Source organism: Stenotrophomonas sp. YJH_SMC_57 (assembly GCF_059369755.1).
Window position 1 is genome coordinate 134,567 of the sequence record NZ_JCAFSZ010000005.1, and the last position, 19,132, is coordinate 153,698.

The following is a 19,132-nucleotide window of genomic DNA, read 5'->3' on the forward strand; positions in this document are numbered from 1 at the left end:
CGAACGCCGGCCCCAAGCCGGCGTTCGTCGTTACAGAAAAAGGGGACGGAGGGGATTGAATCGCAATCCGCCAATCCGGCCGCTTACGACTTAATCCCCACCGTCCCCTTTTTTGCGAGGAGGCGCCTGGCGGCGAGGCTGCCGTAGAGCAGCAGCAGGACGCTGAGGGTGATCAGTTCGTGGCTGACTTCGGCCAGGCGGGCGTCCATCTGGTTCAGGCGCACCATCAGGTTGATGCCCGAGGTGGTTGGCAGCAGCTGCGCCAGCCACACCAGCGGGCGTGGCGTCATCACCGCCGGCCACGACAGGTTGGCCAGGAAGAACAGCGGGATCGAGGTGGCGATGATGTACTGGAACGCGCGTTCACGGGTGCGGAAGAAGCTGCCGATGAACAGGCCGAACGCCACCGTCGCGGCAATGAACAGGGTGCCGCCCAGCAGCTGGCCCAGCGGATTGCCCCCGCGTGGGTAGTCCTGCACCCAGGCGGTGAAACCGGCGTAGTAGAACAGGCCGAACAGGCCGATCAGGCCGAAACCCAGCGCCATGCCGGCCAGGGTCGGCAGGTCGAAGCGCAGGCGCCGGCCGAGCGCGAGGCGGCGGCCACCCAGCAGTACGCCGATGCCCATCAGCAGGGTCTGGTGCACGATCAGTTCGGCCACGCCGGGCACGATGGCGCTGCCGTAGCCCTCCTGGGTGTTGTACAGCGGGCGCTGCACCAGGGTGACCGGGGGCGCCTGCGGCGCGCCCATGAAGGCGGCCTGGCCGACCGCCGCCTCGCGCCCGAACGCGCCCAGTGCATCGGCCACGCTGCCCAGCACCCAGCTGGCGCGGCCCAGGTAGGCGCCATTGCCGAGCAGCACCAGCCTGGCAGGGTGGCCGCGCAGGATGTCGCGCTCCAGGTTGGCCGGAATCAGCACGATGCCTTCGGCATGGCCGGCTTCCAGCTGCTGGCGCGCGCTGTCGATGCCGGCCGGTTGCCCGACCACGCGTGCGACCCGCAGCGCGTCCAGCTTGCGCAGCAGCTCGCGGCTGGTGGCGCTGTGGTCTTCGTCCACCACCAGCACCGGCAGGTTGCCGGCCACCTGGTGACGGTATGCCGCCGGGTAGAAGAACGAATACAGGATCACCGCGCCGACCATCACCACGATCGCATAGCGGTCGCACAGCACCGCCATCAGGGTCTGCCGCAGGCTGCGCCAGAGCGTGCTCATGCGTCGGCCCTTGCTGGCTGCGCAGCCTCGGGTGTACGCGCGAAGGCAATCAGGCGCAGGCCACCGATGCCGCCGGCCACCACCGACATCAGCAGCAGCGTGGCCAACGGCCACAGCGAGACCAGCAGCGGCGAACCGATGAACTGTTGCTGGGTCTGCAGCTTGATGTAGGCGCTGAGCGGCAGCAGCTGATGCCAGATGCGGGTGAACAGGGGGCCGTCCAGCACCGGGAAGGTGGCGCTGGAGAACGCCAGTGCGGTGCCGATGCTGAGGCCGACTGCGGACAGTGCGGTACCCATGTCGCGGGTGACGCCGACGAAGAACAACGCGTAGGCGGCCGTGGCCAGGTAGAACAGTGGCTGCGCAAGCAGCAGCAGGAGCACGCTGCCGGCCACGCCATCGCCGCGCAGCCAGGCCAGGTAACCGAGCCCGAGTGCACCGTACAGCGAGAACAGCAGGATGTACGGTGCAACCTTGCCGGCGATGGCGGCCCACGGCGTGCGACCCAGCCAGTCGGGCAGGCTGCCATCGCGGATCTCGCGGCCCAGGCTGCCGGCCACGGCAAGCGCGAGCACCAGCGACAGCACCGCCGGGAAGATCAGCGGCAGCAGGAACAGCTCGTAGCTGCGTGCCGGGTTGTAGAGGATGTCCGACTGCACCGCGATCGGTGCCGCACGCAGCTTGCCCGGGCCGACCTGCAGGCCGATGCGCTCGCGCAGCAGGCGCGCATTCCAGGCCGAGACCGCATCGCCGATATCGCGCGCGGCGGACTGGCCGGTGGTCATGTAGGTGGCGTTGTAATAGGCGAATACCGTGCCTTGGCGCCCGCGCAGGGCCTGCCGGGTAACGTCGCGCGGCACCAGCACGATGGCGAACACGTCCAGGCGGCGCAACTGCGAACGTGCGTCCTCCATGTCGGCTGGCTGGCTGGCGATGCGCACGCCCGGGCTGGCATCGAGCATGCGCAGCAGCAGGCGGCTGTCACTGCTGTGGTCGAGGTCGACCACGGCAATCGGAATGTCGCGCATCACCGAGGGGGTGAACATCCATGCCATCACCACCAGCATCAGCAGCGGCAGCACGGTGACCAGCATCAGGTCGGCACGGTTGCCGCGCAGCGATCGCAGCTCGCGCCGCCAACTGGCGGCGAAGCCGCCGCGGCCAGGGCTCAGTGCTGGGGCCATGCGAACAGCACGCTCATGCCGGGGCGGAAGCCCTCGATGCGGCGTACCGGGCGCACCCGCACCTCGAAGCTGCGGACGTCGTAGCCGGACGATTGGCGGGTGGTGCGCCAGGTCGCATAGTCACCGGCCGGATTGATGAAATAGACCTCGAACTCGCCGTCCTGGCCAAGCGCCGGCACGCTGCCACGCAGCTTGCTGCCGACCTTCAGGCCCTGCATCTGCGATTCGCGCAGGTTCATCGCCACCCACATGCGGTCGATGTCGACCAGGGTGAACACCGGGTAGCCGGCCGGCACCAGTTCACCCGGGTCGGCCATGCGCTTGTTGATCTCACCGGCGACCGGCGCGCGGCCTTCCACTTCGGCGCGTGCGGCGTTGACTTCGGCCACCGCGCCCTGCGCCTGCTGCACCTGGCCCTGCGCGGCGCGCTTGTCCTGCTCGCGCGCGCCAGACAGCGCCATGTCGTACTGCGCGCGGGCGGCACGCGCCAGTTCGCGCGAGCTGGTGGCCTGGGCATGCGCTTCATCGCGCTTCTGCCGGGTCATCACCCCTTCGTTGAACAGGTTCTGCACGCGCTGGTAGGTGGCCTCGGCCAGCGTCGCACCGGCTTCGGCCCGCTTCCAGTTGGCTTCAGCGGCGCGGATGTCTTCGCTGCGCGCACCCTCGTCGGCCTTGTCGGCCACCGCCTGCGCGGCGGCCAGGGCGCCGTGTGCTTGTTGTTCCTTGGCGGCCACCTCGGGGCTGTCGAGCAGGAACAGCACCTGCCCGGGCTGCACGCGGTCGCCCTCGCGCACCTTCAGTTCGGCCACGCGCGCGGTGATCTTGGCGGCCACGTTGATGGTGTCCGCATCGGCCATGCCCTGGATCTGGTCGGCCGGGCTGCGCCAGGCAAGCCACAGGCCGACCACCACCACCACCAGCAGTACCCCTATCAGAATCGGTCCCAGCCGGCGCTTGCCGGGGGGCGTTGTCGCATCGTCGTGCAGCACATCACTCATGGTCGATCACCTCGTCCGCACGCCGCCGGAATTCTTCGAAACGGTCCATCTGTCCACTGACCTCCAGCAGCTGTGCCAGTGCAATATCGTATTGGTAGGCGGCCTGTGCGCGCTCGACGCGGGCACCGCCGAGGCCGAGCCGCGCGTCGATCACATCCAGCGAGGTGGCCTGGCCTTCGCGGAACGCCAGCTCCTGCAGGCGCAGGTTTTCCTGTGCCTGGGCAATGCTGCTGTCGAGCAGCACGAACTGCTGGCGGGCGGTCTCCAGTTCGTTCCAGGCCTTGCGCACGCCCAGTGCAACCTGGTTCTCGGCTTCGCGCAGGCCCGCTTCGGCCTGCTCCTGCTGCGCACGCGCGGCGCTGATCTGCGCCGGCCGCGAGTTCGGCGACAGGAAGGTGTATTTCAGTCCGATGCCGAACGCCCAGTCCGGATCGGTCAGCATTTCGTCGCGACGGCGGAAGTCGTACTGGCCGAAGGCGAAGATCTGCGGTTTCAGCTTGGCCTGCTGCACGCGCACGCCCTGTTCGGCCTGGGCCACCATCGCCCGCAGGCGCGCGATCTGCGGCTGGCGGGCCTGCGCGGTGCGTTCGAAGCGGGCGACCGGTTCCAGCGGCGCGCGCTGCACGAACAGCGGTGATACCGGCTGCACCTCGCCGCCGCTGCGCAGCAGGGTGGACAGCGCGGCCTTCAGCGTGGCCAGGTCGTTGACCGTCTTCTGGTACTCGCGCTCGGCCTTGTCGCGGGCCACGGTAGCCTGCAGGCGCTGCGCACGGGTGGCGAAGCCCTCGCGTTCCAGCTTTCCGGCGTCGGACAGGTGTTGGTTGAGGCCATCGCGCACATCGCGGCGCACCTCCACCGCCTGTTCGGCCAGGCGCTGGCCGAAATAAGCCTGGGCCAGCTGCACGGTCAGCGACTGGCGCTGCGCTTCGCGCTCGGCGCTGGCCTGTTCGTGGGCGGCGCTGGCGGCGCGCTGTGCAGCAGGGATCACCCCGCCGGTGTACAGCGGCAGCACTGCGGTCACCACCGGGCGGGTGCGCCAGTCGCGTTCGGTGAATGAGAGGGGCGAGTCGATGCCGAAGGCTTCGGCCACCGGCGCCAGCGAGCCCAGTGGCAGGGTGAGGGTCTTCTGGAACTGCAGGCGGCGTACTTCGCCGGTGATCTCCGGCAGGCGCAGCAGGCGCGTGGCGTCCTGCAGGTCCTGCTTGTTGCGAACCGCTGCATCGGCCGCGGCCAACGCATCGGAGACCTGTTCCAGGCGCTGGCGTGCCTGTTCCCAGTCCAATGCCGGTGCGTCGGTGATGGTCTGCGCCAGCGCAGTGAGGGGCAGGCAGGTTGCCAGCGTCAGCGCCAGCGCGGCCTTTGCGCGGTGCATCCTTGTACGTCGGCCGATCACGCCCATGCCGTCCCAATGGTGAAGAAGTGTGCAAACGGTAGTGCGCGCGGTGTGAAGCCCGGGTCTGCGGTCATCGTGTGGTCCTCAGCGAAGGGTGCCGCTGGCCGCGCTGCGCAGCGCCTGGGTGATGTGCTGCAGCGTGCTTGAGCGCACGGCGGCATGCTGCCAGTACAGCGGCACATCCAGCCAGCGGCGGGGTTCCAGTACCACCACGCGTCCAGCGCGCACGGCGGGCGCGACCAGGGTTTCCGGCGCCATGCCCCAGCCGAGTCCGCACGCCGCGGCTTCGACGAAACCGGTGGAGGAGGGCAGGTAGTGTAGCGGTGGCTGCACGCGCGCGCGGGTCAGCCGCCGCACGAAGCGCCATTGCAGTTCATCCTTGCGGTTGAACACCAGCATCGGTGCGCGCGCCAGGGCGGCGGCCTGCATGCCATCGCTGAAGTACTGGCGGGTGAAGCCGGGCGAGGCGATGGCGTGGTAGCGCATGGCGCCGAGCGGATGCACGTTGCAGCCTTTCACCGGTTGGCCTTCGGCAGTGACCGCGCCGAGCACGCTGCCATCGCGCAGCAGCTGCGGGGTGTGGTCCTGGTCGTCCATGCGCAGGTCGAACAGGTAGCCGTGGCGCTGGTGCAGTTCGGCGATCGCCGGTACGAACCAGGTATCGAGCGAGTCGTCGTTGACCGCCAAGGGGATCGGCGTGCGCGCGGCATCGCTGCCGCGCTCGGGCAGCAGTTCGGCCAGCGCCTCGGCCTCCAGTGCCTGCATGGGCCGGACGCGGCGCAGCAATGCCTCTCCGGCGGCGGTGGGCCGGCACGGTGCCTGGCGCACGACCAGTACCTGGCCGAGCCGGTCCTCCAGCGCCTTGATCCGTTGCGAAAGTGCCGACGCGCTGATCGACAGGCGGCGTGCCGCAGCCTCGAAGCTGCCTTCTTCCAGCACCGCAGAGAAGGCTGCAAGTTGCGGATGTACCAGATCCACGCGGAAGCCTCTTCAGTTTTTCTGCACAGGATAAAGAAAAAGCAGATTGTCTTAACAGGACCGTTGGCCGCACCCTGCGCGTCCCTTCACTGCTTGGCCCGCCCCTGATGTGGATTGCCGCTACCGCCGCCGGCCTGTTCGCAGGTGCCGGCCTGATCATCGCCATCGGTGCGCAGAACGCCTTCGTACTGCGCCAGGGCCTGCAGCAGCGCCATGTTGGGAGGGTAGTGCTGGCCTGTGCCGGCGCGGACATCGCGCTGATCCTGGCCGGCGTGGGCGGGATGGGCGCGCTGGTGCTGCAGTGGCCGCTGCTGCTGCAGGTGCTGCGCTTCGGTGGCGCGGCATTCCTGCTCTGGTACGGCCTGCAGGCCGGGCTGCGCGCGTGGCGCGGTGGCAGCGCACTGGCCGCCGCCGAGGCGCAGGGCGGCAGTGGACGGCAGGTGCTGATGACCTGCCTGGCCTTCACCCTGCTCAACCCGCACGTCTATCTGGATACCGTCGTGCTGCTGGGCAGCCTGTCCACGCGTTACCCGGGTGATCTGCGCTGGGCCTTCGCCGCCGGTGCCTGCGTTGCCAGTGTGGCCTGGTTCTGCACGTTGGGCTATGGCGCGCGCATCCTGCAGCCGGTGTTCCGCAGGCCGGCTGCGTGGCGTGTGCTGGACGCAGGGGTGGCGGTCTTCATGTTCTGCCTCGCCACGCTGCTGCTGTTGCGCCCGCTCTAGGCCGCTTCCACCGCACACAACGGCGTTTCGCCAGGGCGCAGGGTGAGCACGCGCACGCCACTGGCGGTGACCGCCACGGTGTGTTCGAACTGCGCCGACAGCTTGCCGTCGCGGGTGTACACCGGCCATTCGTCCGGTTGCTGGCGGATGGCCGGCTTGCCCTGGTTGAGCATCGGTTCGATGGTGAACACCATGCCTTCTTCCAGTGTCATGCCGGTGTTCGGATGACCGTAGTGCAGGATCTGCGGTTCCTCGTGCATCTCCTGGCCGATGCCGTGGCCGCAGTATTCCTTCACCACGCTGTAGCCATGGCTGCGCGCGTGGCGGGCGATGGCGTGGCCGATGTCGCCCAGCCGTGCGCCGGGTCGCACTGCGGCGATGCCTTTCCACATCGCCTGGTAGGTGGTCTGCACCAGGCGGCGTGCGGGGTAGTCGACCTCACCGACCAGGTAGGTGGTGCTGGAGTCGGCGATGTAGCCGTTCTTCTCCAGGGTGATGTCGAGGTTGACGATCTGGCCGTTGCGCAGCACGTCGTCAGTGCTGGGCACGCCGTGGCAGATCACGTTGTCGATCGAGGTGTTGAGCACGTACGGGAAGCCGTACTGGCCCTTGCTGGCCGGCCGCGCATGGAGTTCATCGACGATCATGCGCTCGACGAAATCGTTGATTTCCATGGTGCTGCGGCCCTGCAGCGGCAGCCGGTCGAGCGCGGCGAACACCTGCGCCAGCAGGCGCCCGGATTCGGCCATCAGTGCGATTTCGTGCGGCTGCTTGATCATCGCCATGTCAGGCCCGCCCGGGCGCCAGCGCCTGTGGCTGCACGCCGGCCGCGCGCAGTTCGCTGGCGACGATGTCCTGGAAGCTCAGCGTAGGATTCATCTCGCACAGCATGCCGACCCGGATCCAGAAATTAGCCTGGGCGTTGATCGAGCGGCTGGAGACGGTGCAGGCACGGCGCAGCTGGTCGTGCAGGGTGTCATCGATGTTGACGATGCCCATCGGAGGTCCTGGGGAAGTGAATATACGAAGCGTATATGTTTCGTATATCCAGCTCAAGCCGCCAGGGTTCAGTCTGCGTGGGTGGCGAAGCGCAGGCGGTTGCCGTCGGGGTCACGCAGCAGCATCTCGCGGATGCCCCATTCGGTGTCATGCGGCGGCTGCTCGATGGGGACGCCTGCGGCACTGAAGGCGCGGTGCAGTGCATCGACATCCTCGACGATGAAGTACACCGCGCCGCCGACTTCGCAGTCGCCGCTGTGTTCGGTGAGGAAGATCGTCTGGCCGTCGCGGGTGAGCTGGGCGAACAGCGGGAAGCCGGGTTCGAAGCGGTGTTCCCAGTCGACCACGAAACCCAGCCCCTGCACGTAGAACGGCAGGCTGGTGTCGGCATGGCGCATGCGCAGTTGCGGAATGACGGTCTGGGGCACGGCAGCGGCTCCGGGGGCAGGCATCCAGTGTAGTGCCGGCCGCTGGCCGGCATTGGTCTGGTAGATGCCAATCTTGGTTGGCATTGCCGGCCAGCGGCCGGCACTACCGAAGCCACGCCGGCCAGCGGACGGCGCGACCGCAAGCGGTCAGCAGGCGGTCGGCACCGCGGCCATCGCTGCCAGCAGTTCGCGGTTCACCTGCTGGTGCCGCGCCTGCCATACGGGAAGATCGTCGGCAGGGATGTCGGGCTGGCCATCCAGCGACGACAGCCAGCGCTTGAACCGGCTGCGGTAGTTGGCCAGCGAGACTTCGCCGGTGATGTCACTGCCGACCAGGCCGCCGGCGCGCAGCGCCTCGATCACCACCAGCGCGTCCTCCAGCTGGAAACGGCCCTGATCCCAGTTGCTGCGGGCCACGTCCTCGGCAAACACATCCTTGTCGATGGACAGGTAGGTGGGTTGCGGCGACTTGGCCTGTTCGGCGGCGAACGCCGCCACCAGTGCCTCGGGGTGTTCGAAACGGCGGAAGGCGTGACCCATGCCCAGGCGGTGGCCCCAGCTCACGTCCACGTCCATGCACCAGTAGGTCAGGCGGCCGCCCAGCAGCGGACGCCAGTGATTCTCCCAGGCGTGGCCAAGGCCGATGTCACTGGAGGTGATGCCCAGTACGTGGATGTGCACGATCTGCGGCAGCTTGCTGGCAGCGTTCACCCACGATCCGCAGTGCATGCCGAACGGGAAGCGCATGTTGTCCGGGTGGTTGTCCAGCACCACCAGCTGGAACGGTGCCTGCGCGCGCATGCGCCGCAGCAGCGGCAGGCTGAGGTGATGGAAGTCGCCACTGCCGAGCATGACCGTGCCGAGCTGGGCAGGCAGCGGGGCCAGCACGTCGGCGGCGAAGCGGTCCAGCATGGCATTGCTGCAGGCGAAGCGCAGCGGATCGTGCCACTGCGGCAGGGCCAGGGTCTGTGCCTGGGGCAGCGGCAGCACGCCACCATCCAGGTCAAGGATCAGCGGGGAACGCAACGGCATCGTTCAACCGCCTCCATCAGGCTCGCCCTGCAGATGCGGCGCCAGCCTGCGCAGGGCGGCACGCAGCAGCGGTGAGCGCGCGTGGATCGCATGCCGGGTGGAAGTGAAGCTCGCGCCCAGTTCGGCCTTGATCCGCGAGTCGGTCCAGCCCGCCACGTAATGGCTCAGGCCGTGCTGCAGCGCGTACGCGAGATTGTGCATCCAGCTGACCGCGTACAGGTTGTGCTCGCGCGACTGCGGATAGGCCAGTCCGATGTATTTGTCCACCAGCTTGCCGGCGTGCACGTAGCACAGGTTCCATCCGATCAGCTGGCCCTGGTGGCGGTACAGGAACATCCGTCCCTGGCCCTGGCTGTCGGCCAGCAGGTGCTGGAAGTAGGGCAGGTCGAGCTGGTCGAAATGCACCGCGCTCTGCGCATACACGCCCAGGTACAGGGCATACAGTTCGGCCTGCAGCTGCGGGTCGGCCAGCGCCGGATCACCGGTGCGGATGCAGTCGATCTGCAGGTCATCACGCGAGCGCAGCTTGCGCCGGATGTTCTTGCGACGCGAAGACGACAGGCGGCCGAGATAGCCGTCGAGCGAATCGAAATCGATCGCCACCCAGGCCAGCGGCATGCCTTCCAGTTCGACGAAGCCACGCGCCAGCAGCGCCTGCAGGAAGGCACCGCTGTGTGCATTGGCGGCGTCGTCCAGCAGCGGCGAATCGATCGCCAGGTCCTTGACCACCAGCAGCCGCGTATCGCCGATCGCGTGACGCGTCACGTCCTCGGCCAGCGCCTCAGGCGCGACGTGCGCCGGCAGCGGGGTGTACTCGGTGCTGGTGGCACCGACGAAGCGGGTCTGCCAGGTGATCCATGGCCGCCACAGGCGCGACAGCGGCAGGCCAAGCAGCTTGTCGCGCAGTGCGTCGTCCATCGTGGTGGTCAGGTCCAGCGGCGCACGGAAGGTCGGCAGGCCGCTGGGCAGGCGGCCTGCTTCGAATCCGAGCGGTGGGTGGGCCAGGAAGCCCTCCAGCAGCGCGGCCGGTTCCAGCGCAGTGCTGGATGCACGTGACGTCATCTCCATCGGCACGGGAACCGGCAGCGCATCGACCTCAGCCCTTGGCCTTGGTCAGCGCCTGGTCGAGCAGGGTGATCGCCAGGTCGATCTCTTCGTAGCTGATGTCCAGCGACGGCGCGAAGGTGATCACGTTCTTGTACCAGCCACCCACGTCGAGCACGAGGCCCATGCGCTTGCCATCGTGCAGCAGGTCACCGGCCAGGCCGATGTCGACCATGCGGTCCAGCAGTTCCTTGTTCGGCGTGTAGCCGTCGGTCTGGCAGATTTCCGCACGCAGGGCCAGGCCCAGGCCATCGACGTCGCCGATTTCCGGGTGGCGCTTCTGCAGGCCACGCAGGCCGTCGAGGAAGTACGCGCCCTTTTCCGGCACGGTGCGCTCGTAGTCCATTTCCTTGCCCAGCTTCAGCACTTCCAGGCCCAGGCGGGTGCCCAGCGGGTTGGAGTTGAAGGTGGAGTGGGTGGAGCCCGGCGGGAACACGGTCGGGTTGATCAGCTCTTCGCGCGCCCACAGGCCCGACAGCGGGTTCAGGCCGTTGGTCAACGCCTTGCCGAACACCAGCACGTCCGGGGTCACGCCGAAGTGCTCGATCGACCACAGCTTGCCGGTGCGCCAGAAGCCCATCTGGATTTCATCGACCACCATCAGGATGCCGTACTTGTCCAGCACGCGCTTGAGGCCGGTGAAGAAGTTGCGCGGCGGAATCACGTAGCCGCCGGTGCCCTGGATCGGCTCGACGTAGAACGCGGCGTACTCGGCCTGGCCGACCTTGGGATCCCACACGCCGTTGTATTCGCTTTCGAACAGGCGCTCGAACTGCCACACGCAGTGGTCGGAATACTCGTCCGGGGTCATGCCCTTCGGGCGACGGAAGGGGTACGGGAACGGGATGAACATCGCGCGCTCGCCGAAATGACCGTAGCGGCGGCGGTAGCGGTAGCTGGAAGTGATCGACGAGGCACCCAGGGTGCGGCCGTGGTAGCCGCCTTCGAAGGCGAACATCAGGCTCTTGCCACCGCGCGCGTTGCGCACGATCTTCAGCGAGTCTTCGATGGCCTGCGCGCCGCCGACATTGAAGTGCACGCGGCCGTCGAGGCCGAACTTCTCGTGCATGTCCACGGCAATGGTCTTGGCCAGCTGCACGCGGGTCGGGTGCAGGTACTGGCTGGCGACCTGCGGCAGGGTGTCGATCTGGTCCTTCAGCGCATCGTTCAGGCGCTTGTTGCTGTAGCCGAAGTTGCAGGCCGAGTACCACATCTGCAGGTCGAGGTAGGGCACGCCCGCACCATCGAACATGTAGCTGCCTTCGCCGCGCTGGAAGATCTTCGGCGGGTCGACGTAGTGGACGGTGTCGCCGAAGGAGCTGTAGCGGGCTTCGTCGGCCAGCAGCTGCGCATCGGAGGCAGCGGCGTCGGCATTCTTGTCAAAAATGTTCATGCAGTTCGGTTCCGTGAAGGACGTTCGAAAGGGGGCAACGGGGGAGCGGGTCTGGAAGGAGGTGCTCAGGCGGTGGCCAGCAGCAGGGGCAGTGCAGTGGGCTGCGGGCTGGCGTCGATGCGACGTGGCTGCAGCAGGCTGCCATCAAGCAGGCGCGGCAACAGCGCGATGGCATCGTGGAAGGTATCGATCGCGGCATGTTCGATGCCGGCATGGGTGCAATGGGTGATCAGGCGGCGCTTGGCAAACACGAAGTCGGCATCCTCCGACACGCAGAAGTCCGAGCTGCCGTCGCCGATCATCAGCACGCGCGGTGCTTCGTTGGCACGTGCCTGCGCAGCGCAGGTGCACTTGCAGGTGCCGCTGCGGCACCCTTCGGACTGGTAGGGCGATTCAAGTTCCCAGTGGTCTTCACACCAGCGCAGGTGGTTGGCCACTACCGGCAGCCGCGACAGGCCGTGGTTGGCGAGGATGCGGTGGATCGCATAGTCCAAGCCGTCGCTGACGATGCGCAGCGGCAGGCCCAGCTGCTCGGCGCGGGCGACGAAGGCAGCGAAGCCCGGATCGATCTGCACCTGGTCCAGGTGCGCATCAAGCATGGCCGGGTCCAGCTTCAGCAGCCGCACCTGGCCCTGCATGCATTCACGCGAGCCGATCTTTCCCGACTTCCACTGTTCTTCCAGTTCCTGCCAGCCCGGCTGGCCGTACTTCTCCAGCAGCGAGTCGATGACATCTTCGAGGCTGATGGTGCCGTCGAAGTCACACAGGATGCTCCAGTGCATGGGCAGGTCCGTCGATGGGAAAGGCGTCCGGCACGGTGCCGGGGCAGGCTCAATGTAGGCAGGCCGCCTTTCTCGTTCCTTTCCTGTTGAAAGCCTTCATTTCCGGGTGGGGAAAGCGTTCAGGAAGTGACGTTGCTGAATGCGCGAAACGCCCGGCAGGAGCGGCTTTCACGCTTGGGCATCAGCCAGCGCCCGCAGGATTTCCGAGGTCTCTTCACGGGTCTGCCAGGCGCTGTTGCCGAGCGTCAGCATGCGTGCGGCGAAGTCGCGTGCGTTGGGCACGTCGGCCATCGGCACGATGCCGCGCAGGTAGGCGTAGTCGGGCAGCGCATGGATGAACATGCGGCTGGCGCCGAGGCCGCGCGGCCACAGGTTTTTCAGTGCGGCATCGCGGGCACGTTGGCTGGGCAGCAGCAGCATCAGCATCGGCCAGGTGCCACCGGTACCAGCGAGGCCATCGACCACCTCCACCGCCGGCAGCTGGGCCAGCTGCACGCGCAGCTGCAACGCGCGCAGGCGCCCGGCCTGCAGGAAGGCCGGCAATCGCCGCGCGGCATGGGCACCGATGTTCTGCCGCCACTGGCTGACCCGGTGCTGTGGAATCTGCAGCGGGAAAATGTCACCGACCGCTTCTTCCAGGTCGCCACGCTGCAGCGCGCTGCGCAGTGGATTGCCGTATACCAGCGACAGCAGCGAAGGTCGGTAGCAGGCCGCCAGGCCGAGCAGCTGCACGCTGCGCAGCAGCTCCCAGCGCAGGCTGGAACGCACCTGTTCGGCAGCATGTCCTGCCAGCGCGGCACGCAGCTCGTCGTCACGGCTGACCAGCAGGCCGCCTTCGTGCAGGCTCAGTCCCTTGCCAGCGGCCAGGCTGAAGAAACCGATATCGCCGCGCAGTCCGACACTGCTGTTGCCGATCCGGGCACCCAGTGCCTGCGCGGCATCCTCGATGACCCAGGCACCCGCGCCGCGTGCAATCTCGCAGGCCAGCTCGACGTCGGCGATGCGGCCACCCAGGTGGGTCGGCAGGATCGCCAGCGTGCGCGCATCGGCCAGCCGTTTGAGCTGGCCGGGATCGAAGTCGAAGTGGCCGTGGCGGGTATCGCACAGCTGCACGCGCAGGCCCAGGCTGTGCACCGCGATCGGCACCAGCGGGCAGGTGTAGGCCGGCAGGATCACGGTGTCGCGCTTGGGCGCGCGCTTGCGCAGGGTGCGCAGTGCAATCAGCAGCGCGTGGGTACCGGAGCAGGTCAGCTGCAGCGGCGGTGTGCCCAGCTGGTTGGCCAGGATCGCGCGCAGGTCGCCACCACCGGGAAGAAAGTCGCTGGCCTGCATCGGCAGGCCTGCGGTCGGTGGCAGTTCGCGCGCGAACAGGCTCATCGCAACGCGCTCATGCGGTGCTTTCGGCGGGGCTGTGCGGGTCGTCTGCTTCGGCACGGCCCAGGCAGACGATACCGGCCACGATCAGTACCGCACCGACCAGGTGATGCAGGGTCAGCGGCTCGTTCAACAGCCAGGCCGACAGCAGCAGCACGCTGATCACTTCCAGGTGCGAAGCGGCGAACGCAGGGCCGATCGGCGCATGGCGCAGCAGGCTCATCCAGGTGAAGAACGCACCGATGTAGCCGAGGATGGCGCCGTACACCCACGGCTGCGACAGCACGCGCAGCAGCCACGCGCTGTTGGCCTCGACCGGCAGCGCGGCATCGCCGGCATACTTGAAGCACAGCTGGGCCAGCGTGTCGAAGGCCATCAGCAGCGGGAAACCGATCACATACAGGCGCCTCATGAGCCGGCCCCCACCACCGCCACGCCCGCAGTGACCAGCAGCATGCCGGTGACCCGCAGCGGCGTGAGCTTCTCGCGGAACAGGAAGCGGCCGGCGATCATCAGCGCCACGATGTTGATCGAGCCCAGCAGCACGCCCTTGGACAGCGGTACCAGTGACAGGAAGGCGATCCAGGCGACGAACTCAAGCACATAGCAGGCGATGCCGATCCACAGCCAGGGGCGGCTGAGCATGTGTTTCCAGCGTTGCAGTCCTTCGCCGTCCTGCGGGTCGCTGGCCGCAGCCTTGAAGGCGAGCTGGCCACCGGTATCGAGCACGACGTTGGCCAGCCACAGCAGGGTGGCGAGTGCCCCCATCTCAGGCCACCGCCTTGAGCACGCCGCTGCGTTCACCGATCTCGGTGAAGAAGCGCGCGCTGCGGCGGATGACGTCGCGGCGTTCGCGGTCGATGGTGATCATGTGGTAACTGTCTTCCAGCACCACCAGCTCCTTCGGGCCACTGACCCGCGACATCACCAGTTCGGCATTGCCCATGCTGGCCACATCATCCTCACGGGCGTGCATCACCAGGCACGGGGCAGTCACCTGGTGCAGGTGGCGGCGGGTCCAGTGGCTCAGTGCACGCATTTCGGCCAGGGCATGCCAGGGGTTGCCAGGCAGGCCGGCGGCGGCGCTGTCGCCGGACAGCATGGCGGCGCTGACCTGCGCGCGCAGGCGTTCGTCACGCAGGCCGTACGGCGGCTCCTCCATGAACATGCGGTCGCGGCCGATGTTGAAGCGCTTGAACCACGGCAGCAGGAACGAGAAGCGGGCCACGGCCGGGATGTTCCAGCCGTCGTAACGGAAGGTGGCGCCATACACGCCGACGCCGGACACCCACTCCGGGCGGCGCGCGGCCAGTGCCAGCGACAGCACCGCGCCCATCGACAGGCCACCGACGAACAGCTGGTCGACCTTGCCACGCAGAGTGGCCGCCGCATCTTCCACGCCCTGGTACCACTGCTCCCAGGTGGTCGCCAGCAGGTCATCCACGGTGCCGCAATGGCCGGGCAGCTGCACGCCGTGCACGGTGAATCCCGCGTTGTTCAGGCCCTTGCCCAGCATGCGCATTTCCGCCGGGGTGCCGGTCAGGCCATGCACCAGCAGCACGCCCTGCGGGCCACCGGGGAGGAAGAAGTCGTGCGATTCGGTCACCTGGCGGCTCCGGGACGGCAGTGGGGATGGCAGGATCGCAAGCGCGATTTTCACCAGCCTTTCAACGCCCCGGGCCGGGTCAGGGGGCCTTCAGCAGCGGCAGCGTGATGGCCACCTTCAGCCCGCCGCCGGGCCGGTTGAGGAAGGCCAGGCGGCCGCCGAAGTGCTCCACCGCCTCATGGGCGATGGCCAGCCCCAGCCCGGTGCCGCTGGCAGCGGTGCCGGGGGCACGGAAGAAGCGTTCGCCAAGCCGGGGCATCACGTCCTCGGGCACGCCGGGGCCGTTGTCTTCCACGTACAGTTCGACGTCATTGTCATCCAGCGCGTGCACGCCGACCGTGACGGTGGCATCACGGCCGGCATAGCGCAGGGCGTTGTCGATCAGGTTGTCCAGCGCCTCCTGCAGCATGGCGCCGTTGCCGAGCACGCGCAGCGGCTGGCTGCTGCCGCGGTAGCCGAGGTCGATGCCATCGCGGATCGCCTCCGGCACGCGCATGCCGACCCATTGCGGGACCAGTTCGCACAGGTCCAGCGCTTCCACCGTGTCCGGCACGGTCTGCGCCCGGCTCAGCGCCAGCAGCTGGGTGCTGACCCGGGCGGTGCGCTGGTTGAGCCGGCGGATGTGCTGCAGGGCCTCGCGCACGGTGTCCGGGTCGCCATGCGCCAGCGCCTGGTCCACGTGCAGGGCCATGCCGGCCAGCGGCGAACGCAGCTGGTGGGCGGCATCGGCGATGAAGCGGTTCTGCAGGGTGATCATCTCGGCCTGGCGTGCGAACAGATCGTCGATGGTGCTGATCAGCGGCTGGATCTCTTCCGGCACGTCGGCATCGGAAATCGGCGCCAGTTCGCCGCGGCGCTGTGCCAGGCGGGTCCTCAGCGGGGTCAGGATGCGCAGGCCGTAGGTCACGCCGAACCAGACCAGGGCGGCGGTGCCCAGCGCCAGCATGGTCATCAGCGGGATGATGATCATCAGGATCTCGCGCGCGCGCTGGCGGCGGTCGGCCATGCTTTCGGCGACGGTCACCGCCAGCTGGTCCTGCGGATCATTCATCGCCTGGGTGCAGACGGTGGCCATGCGCACCTGCTGGCCGTTGAGATTGCCGTCATACAGCGCCGGATGCACGCCCGCGCAGTCCTGCGACGGCGCGTATGGGCTGAAGTCGGCGTTGCCGCTGAGGGTGCCCTTGCGGCTGCTGTCGACGTTGAAATAGCGATGGCCGTCGGGATCGTATTCGATCAGGAAGCGCGCCTGCGGTGACAGGTCGCTGGTCACCGGCATGGTGCTCAGCATCTGCGCGAATGAATGCGTATCGTCGATCAGGTTGCGGTCGTGGATACGGTTGGAATAGTCCAGCGCAACGTAATAGGCCAGGATCGTATTGAAGATGAGCAGGCCCAGCATCGGCAACGCCAGGAAGGCGAGCAGGCGCCGGCGCAGGCTGGGCGGTCCGCTGATCACGGGGCGCTGTCGTCCTGCCCGTCTTCCAGCATGTAGCCCAGCCCACGCACGGTGCGGATACCCATGCCGCCCGGCTGCAGCTTGCGGCGCAGGCGGTGCAGGGCGATGTCCAGGCCGTTGTCGGTCAGGTCCTGGCCCCAGTCGCACAGCGCCTCCACCAGCTGCGCGCGCGAGACGATGCGCTCGGCGCGTACCGCCAGTGCCGACAGCAGGCCGAACTCCCGCGCGGTCAGTTCCAGCGACTGGTCATCGATCCACACCCGGTGACCGGCCAGGTCCAGGCGCAGGCGGCCGATGCGCAGGTCCGGATTGCCATTGCTGGTGACCCGGCGCAGCTGCGCACGCACGCGCGCTTCGAATTCGTCCAGCGCGAACGGCTTGACCAGATAGTCATCGGCACCGAGGTCGAGCACGCGCACGCGCTCGGCCAGGCCATCGCGCGCGGTCACCACCAGTACCGCCAGGCCATCACCGCGCTGGCGCAGGCGCTGCAGCACGTCGCGGCCATCCAGTTGTGGCAGGCCCAGGTCCAGCACCAGCAGCGCGTACTGGGTGGAGCCCAGCGCAGCATCGGCGTGCGCGCCATTGTCGACGTGGTCGACCACATGCCCCTGCCGGCGCAACGAGGCGCACAGGCCGGAGGCAATGTCCGGGTCGTCTTCAGCAATCAATACGCGCATGCGCGGGGGCTCCTGTAACGGTCAGGCCCTCCGGATGGACGGGGTGGGCCTCTCGGCTGCCGAGGGTAGCCGCAAACCGGGTGAAGGTGGAGCAGCGCGGCACGGTCGGCCGCCGCCGCGCTGTCCCGCCATTCAGTCCTGCAGGCCGGGTTCGCCCGGCGCCAGCGGCACCCGTGAGCCGTCCAGCAGGCCACGGCTGAGTGCGCCGTTTTCGATGAACAGCAGCTCGCCGTTCTCGCCGTTCTTGATGCTGCTGTCGATCGCGATCACGCGGTCGCCATGGAAGCTGCTGACGTGCGGCATCGAGGTATGGCCAACCACGATGCGCTTCAGCTGCAGGCGGTCCAGTACCGCCTGCACGCCCGCCGTGTCGAGGCGCCCGTCGAAATAGCCGCGGTACCAGATCGGGCTGGTCTTGCCGTCATACAGCGGCGCGGTGGCGGGGTCGGCCTTCACTTCGGCCTTGGGCAGGCCCAGCGAGGCCTGGTAGGCCGCGTTGGTGCGCGCCGGGTCCAGTGCCAGTGCCACCGCCTCGGGCGAGATGCCGCCATGCAGGAACAGGGTGTCACCGATCTTCAGCAGCACCGGGCGGGTGCGCAGCCATTGGCCGATCACCGAATCTGCGGCGTACAGCTGGGGGTAGCTACGGCCGAGCAGCTGCGCGCTGCGCAGGTACTTCGGGTTGACGTAGCGCAGATCGTCGTACAGCACCATGGTCTCGTGGTTGCCGAGCACGAAGTGCACCGCGCCACCGGCAGCGGCGGCCTGCTGCTGAAGGCCATACAGCAGCCAGAACGCTTCGGTCACCTGCGGGCCGCGGTCGAACACATCACCGGCGATGACCAGGGTGTCCCTGCCCATGGCCCAGCGGTCCTGGGCATCGATCACCTTGTTGGCGCGCAGCAGGCGTACCAGCAGACCGTACTGGCCATGGATGTCGGACAGCGCCACGATGCGCGGCACCGCCGGCAGCACGGAGACCGAGGGCGCAGTGGATGCGGCCACGTGCACGGTGTGCGCGTACCCGCAGCGCGGCGCGACATCGGTACCTGCTGCGCCAATGGCCAGCGTGCGCGACTCGACCTTGTCGGTGCAGATCCACTTGGCCTGCAGCTGGTTGCCCTGGCGGAACACATAGGGGCCATCGGCCTCCACATGGGCGGCCGGTGCGGCGACCTCGCGGGCCTGCAGGGTTCCCGTGGCGCAGGCCAGCAGCAGGGCGGTCGACAGGAAGGGGCGGTAGCGCGACATCGGCGGCATCCAGCGGCGGAAAGGCCCGATGCTACCCGGCATGGCCGTGCGGTGGTGTGCGCGAATGGGCGGATCAGGCCACGCGCCCATCGTCCTTGAGCTTGCGCACGCGGGTGGCGGCAGCCTGCAGCGGCTGGCCATCGCGCCCACGCGGCTGCATGTAGGGCAGCGGCCGCCGTGTGCTCGATTCGATCAGCTGCGAATGCGCTTCGCCGGACTCGAAGCGATGGCGCTCGCCCCATTGGCGCAGCGCGACCAGCAGCGGGAACAGCTCCAGTCCGGCGGCGGTGAGCACATATTCCTGGTAGGCCGAACCATCGGAGGCCGGCTGCAGCTGCAGGATGCCGGCCTCGACCAGCCTGCGCAGGCGATCGCTGAGGATGTTGCGCGCCGCGCCGAGGCTGCGCTGGAAGTCGCCGAAGCGGCGGACGCCATCGAAGGCATCGCGGATCACCAGTAGCGACCAACGATCACCCAACAGGTCGGCGCTGCGGGCGACGGGGCAGGGACTGTCAGCGTGCATGGCGGGTATCTCCGA

Annotated in this window: 21 protein-coding genes; 1 reads left to right on the forward strand and 20 read right to left on the reverse strand. The window is 68.0% G+C overall.

What is annotated here, in order from left to right; genetic code table 11:
* Nucleotides 1-83: 83 nt before the first annotated feature.
* The 5 genes from AC5P7U_RS08060 to AC5P7U_RS08080 form a co-directional block, all read right to left on the reverse strand.
* Nucleotides 84-1,211: an ABC transporter permease gene (locus AC5P7U_RS08060; protein ID WP_197563267.1), complete on the reverse strand. Its 1,128-nt coding sequence runs from the start codon at nt 1,209-1,211 to the stop codon at nt 84-86.
* Entirely contained in the window at nt 1,208-2,395 is a 1,188-nt protein-coding gene (locus AC5P7U_RS08065; protein ID WP_197563265.1) for an ABC transporter permease, read from the reverse strand. The genes AC5P7U_RS08060 and AC5P7U_RS08065 overlap by 4 nt, the downstream gene beginning before the upstream one ends.
* Nucleotides 2,380-3,393, reverse strand: coding sequence for an efflux RND transporter periplasmic adaptor subunit (locus AC5P7U_RS08070; protein ID WP_197563263.1), 1,014 nt, complete (start codon nt 3,391-3,393; stop codon nt 2,380-2,382). The genes AC5P7U_RS08065 and AC5P7U_RS08070 overlap by 16 nt, the downstream gene beginning before the upstream one ends.
* Nucleotides 3,386-4,792 (reverse strand): TolC family protein, encoded by a 1,407-nt coding sequence (locus AC5P7U_RS08075; RefSeq protein WP_197563261.1) that lies wholly within the window; start codon nt 4,790-4,792, stop codon nt 3,386-3,388. Before AC5P7U_RS08075 ends, AC5P7U_RS08070 begins: the two co-directional genes overlap by 8 nt.
* A 78-nt stretch (nt 4,793-4,870) precedes the next feature.
* A complete protein-coding gene (locus AC5P7U_RS08080) occupies nt 4,871-5,764 on the reverse strand; it encodes a LysR family transcriptional regulator ArgP (RefSeq protein WP_495220992.1) in 894 nt (297 codons plus the stop codon).
* 107 nt (nt 5,765-5,871) lie between these two features.
* On the opposite strand from AC5P7U_RS08080, the gene AC5P7U_RS08085 reads away from it, so the two are divergent.
* A complete protein-coding gene (locus tag AC5P7U_RS08085) occupies nt 5,872-6,486 on the forward strand; it encodes a LysE/ArgO family amino acid transporter (protein ID WP_197563257.1) in 615 nt (204 codons plus the stop codon).
* Here AC5P7U_RS08085 and map read toward each other — a convergent pair.
* The 15 genes from map to AC5P7U_RS08160 form a co-directional block, all read right to left on the reverse strand.
* On the reverse strand, nt 6,483-7,265 hold the full coding sequence (map, locus tag AC5P7U_RS08090) for a type I methionyl aminopeptidase (RefSeq protein WP_197563307.1): 783 nt from the start codon (nt 7,263-7,265) through the stop codon (nt 6,483-6,485). The two genes, AC5P7U_RS08085 and map, sit on opposite strands and share 4 nt — an antisense overlap.
* A gap of 7 nt (nt 7,266-7,272) precedes the next feature.
* Entirely contained in the window at nt 7,273-7,485 is a 213-nt protein-coding gene (locus AC5P7U_RS08095; protein ID WP_006425741.1) for a ParD-like family protein, read from the reverse strand.
* A 68-nt stretch (nt 7,486-7,553) separates the two neighbouring features.
* The gene (locus tag AC5P7U_RS08100) at nt 7,554-7,913 is read right to left on the reverse strand and encodes a glyoxalase superfamily protein (protein ID WP_197563255.1); all 360 of its coding nucleotides are present in this window, start codon (nt 7,911-7,913) and stop codon (nt 7,554-7,556) included.
* A 147-nt stretch (nt 7,914-8,060) separates the two neighbouring features.
* A complete protein-coding gene (locus AC5P7U_RS08105) occupies nt 8,061-8,945 on the reverse strand; it encodes an arginase family protein (protein WP_197563253.1) in 885 nt (294 codons plus the stop codon).
* 3 nt (nt 8,946-8,948) lie between these two features.
* Complete coding sequence (locus tag AC5P7U_RS08110) at nt 8,949-10,013, reverse strand: GNAT family N-acetyltransferase (RefSeq protein WP_197563251.1); 1,065 nt, start codon at nt 10,011-10,013, stop codon at nt 8,949-8,951.
* Nucleotides 10,014-10,041: 28 nt separating this feature from the next.
* The gene (locus AC5P7U_RS08115) at nt 10,042-11,442 is read right to left on the reverse strand and encodes an aspartate aminotransferase family protein (protein WP_006425764.1); all 1,401 of its coding nucleotides are present in this window, start codon (nt 11,440-11,442) and stop codon (nt 10,042-10,044) included.
* A 65-nt stretch (nt 11,443-11,507) separates the two neighbouring features.
* Entirely contained in the window at nt 11,508-12,224 is a 717-nt protein-coding gene (locus AC5P7U_RS08120; RefSeq protein ID WP_006425765.1) for an MtnX-like HAD-IB family phosphatase, read from the reverse strand.
* 168 nt (nt 12,225-12,392) lie between these two features.
* Entirely contained in the window at nt 12,393-13,601 is a 1,209-nt protein-coding gene (locus tag AC5P7U_RS08125; protein WP_197563249.1) for a DegT/DnrJ/EryC1/StrS family aminotransferase, read from the reverse strand.
* 10 nt (nt 13,602-13,611) lie between these two features.
* Nucleotides 13,612-14,010, reverse strand: a complete 399-nt coding sequence (locus tag AC5P7U_RS08130) for a DMT family transporter (RefSeq protein WP_006425768.1) — start codon at nt 14,008-14,010, stop codon at nt 13,612-13,614.
* On the reverse strand, nt 14,007-14,366 hold the full coding sequence (locus tag AC5P7U_RS08135; protein ID WP_006425769.1) for an EamA family transporter: 360 nt from the start codon (nt 14,364-14,366) through the stop codon (nt 14,007-14,009). Before AC5P7U_RS08135 ends, AC5P7U_RS08130 begins: the two co-directional genes overlap by 4 nt.
* A 1-nt stretch (nt 14,367) precedes the next feature.
* The gene (locus AC5P7U_RS08140; RefSeq protein ID WP_006425770.1) at nt 14,368-15,204 is read right to left on the reverse strand and encodes an alpha/beta hydrolase; all 837 of its coding nucleotides are present in this window, start codon (nt 15,202-15,204) and stop codon (nt 14,368-14,370) included.
* 79 nt (nt 15,205-15,283) lie between these two features.
* Nucleotides 15,284-16,663 carry a sensor histidine kinase gene (locus AC5P7U_RS08145; RefSeq protein WP_053509417.1) on the reverse strand — a complete coding sequence of 460 codons (1,380 nt, stop codon included), beginning with the start codon at nt 16,661-16,663 and terminating at the stop codon, nt 15,284-15,286.
* Entirely contained in the window at nt 16,660-17,343 is a 684-nt protein-coding gene (locus tag AC5P7U_RS08150) for a response regulator (protein ID WP_049456140.1), read from the reverse strand. Before AC5P7U_RS08150 ends, AC5P7U_RS08145 begins: the two co-directional genes overlap by 4 nt.
* A 132-nt stretch (nt 17,344-17,475) precedes the next feature.
* The gene (locus AC5P7U_RS08155) at nt 17,476-18,594 is read right to left on the reverse strand and encodes a metallophosphoesterase (RefSeq protein WP_197563247.1); all 1,119 of its coding nucleotides are present in this window, start codon (nt 18,592-18,594) and stop codon (nt 17,476-17,478) included.
* A 73-nt stretch (nt 18,595-18,667) separates the two neighbouring features.
* Complete coding sequence (locus tag AC5P7U_RS08160) at nt 18,668-19,117, reverse strand: winged helix-turn-helix transcriptional regulator (RefSeq protein WP_197563245.1); 450 nt, start codon at nt 19,115-19,117, stop codon at nt 18,668-18,670.
* Nucleotides 19,118-19,132 lie beyond the last annotated feature (15 nt).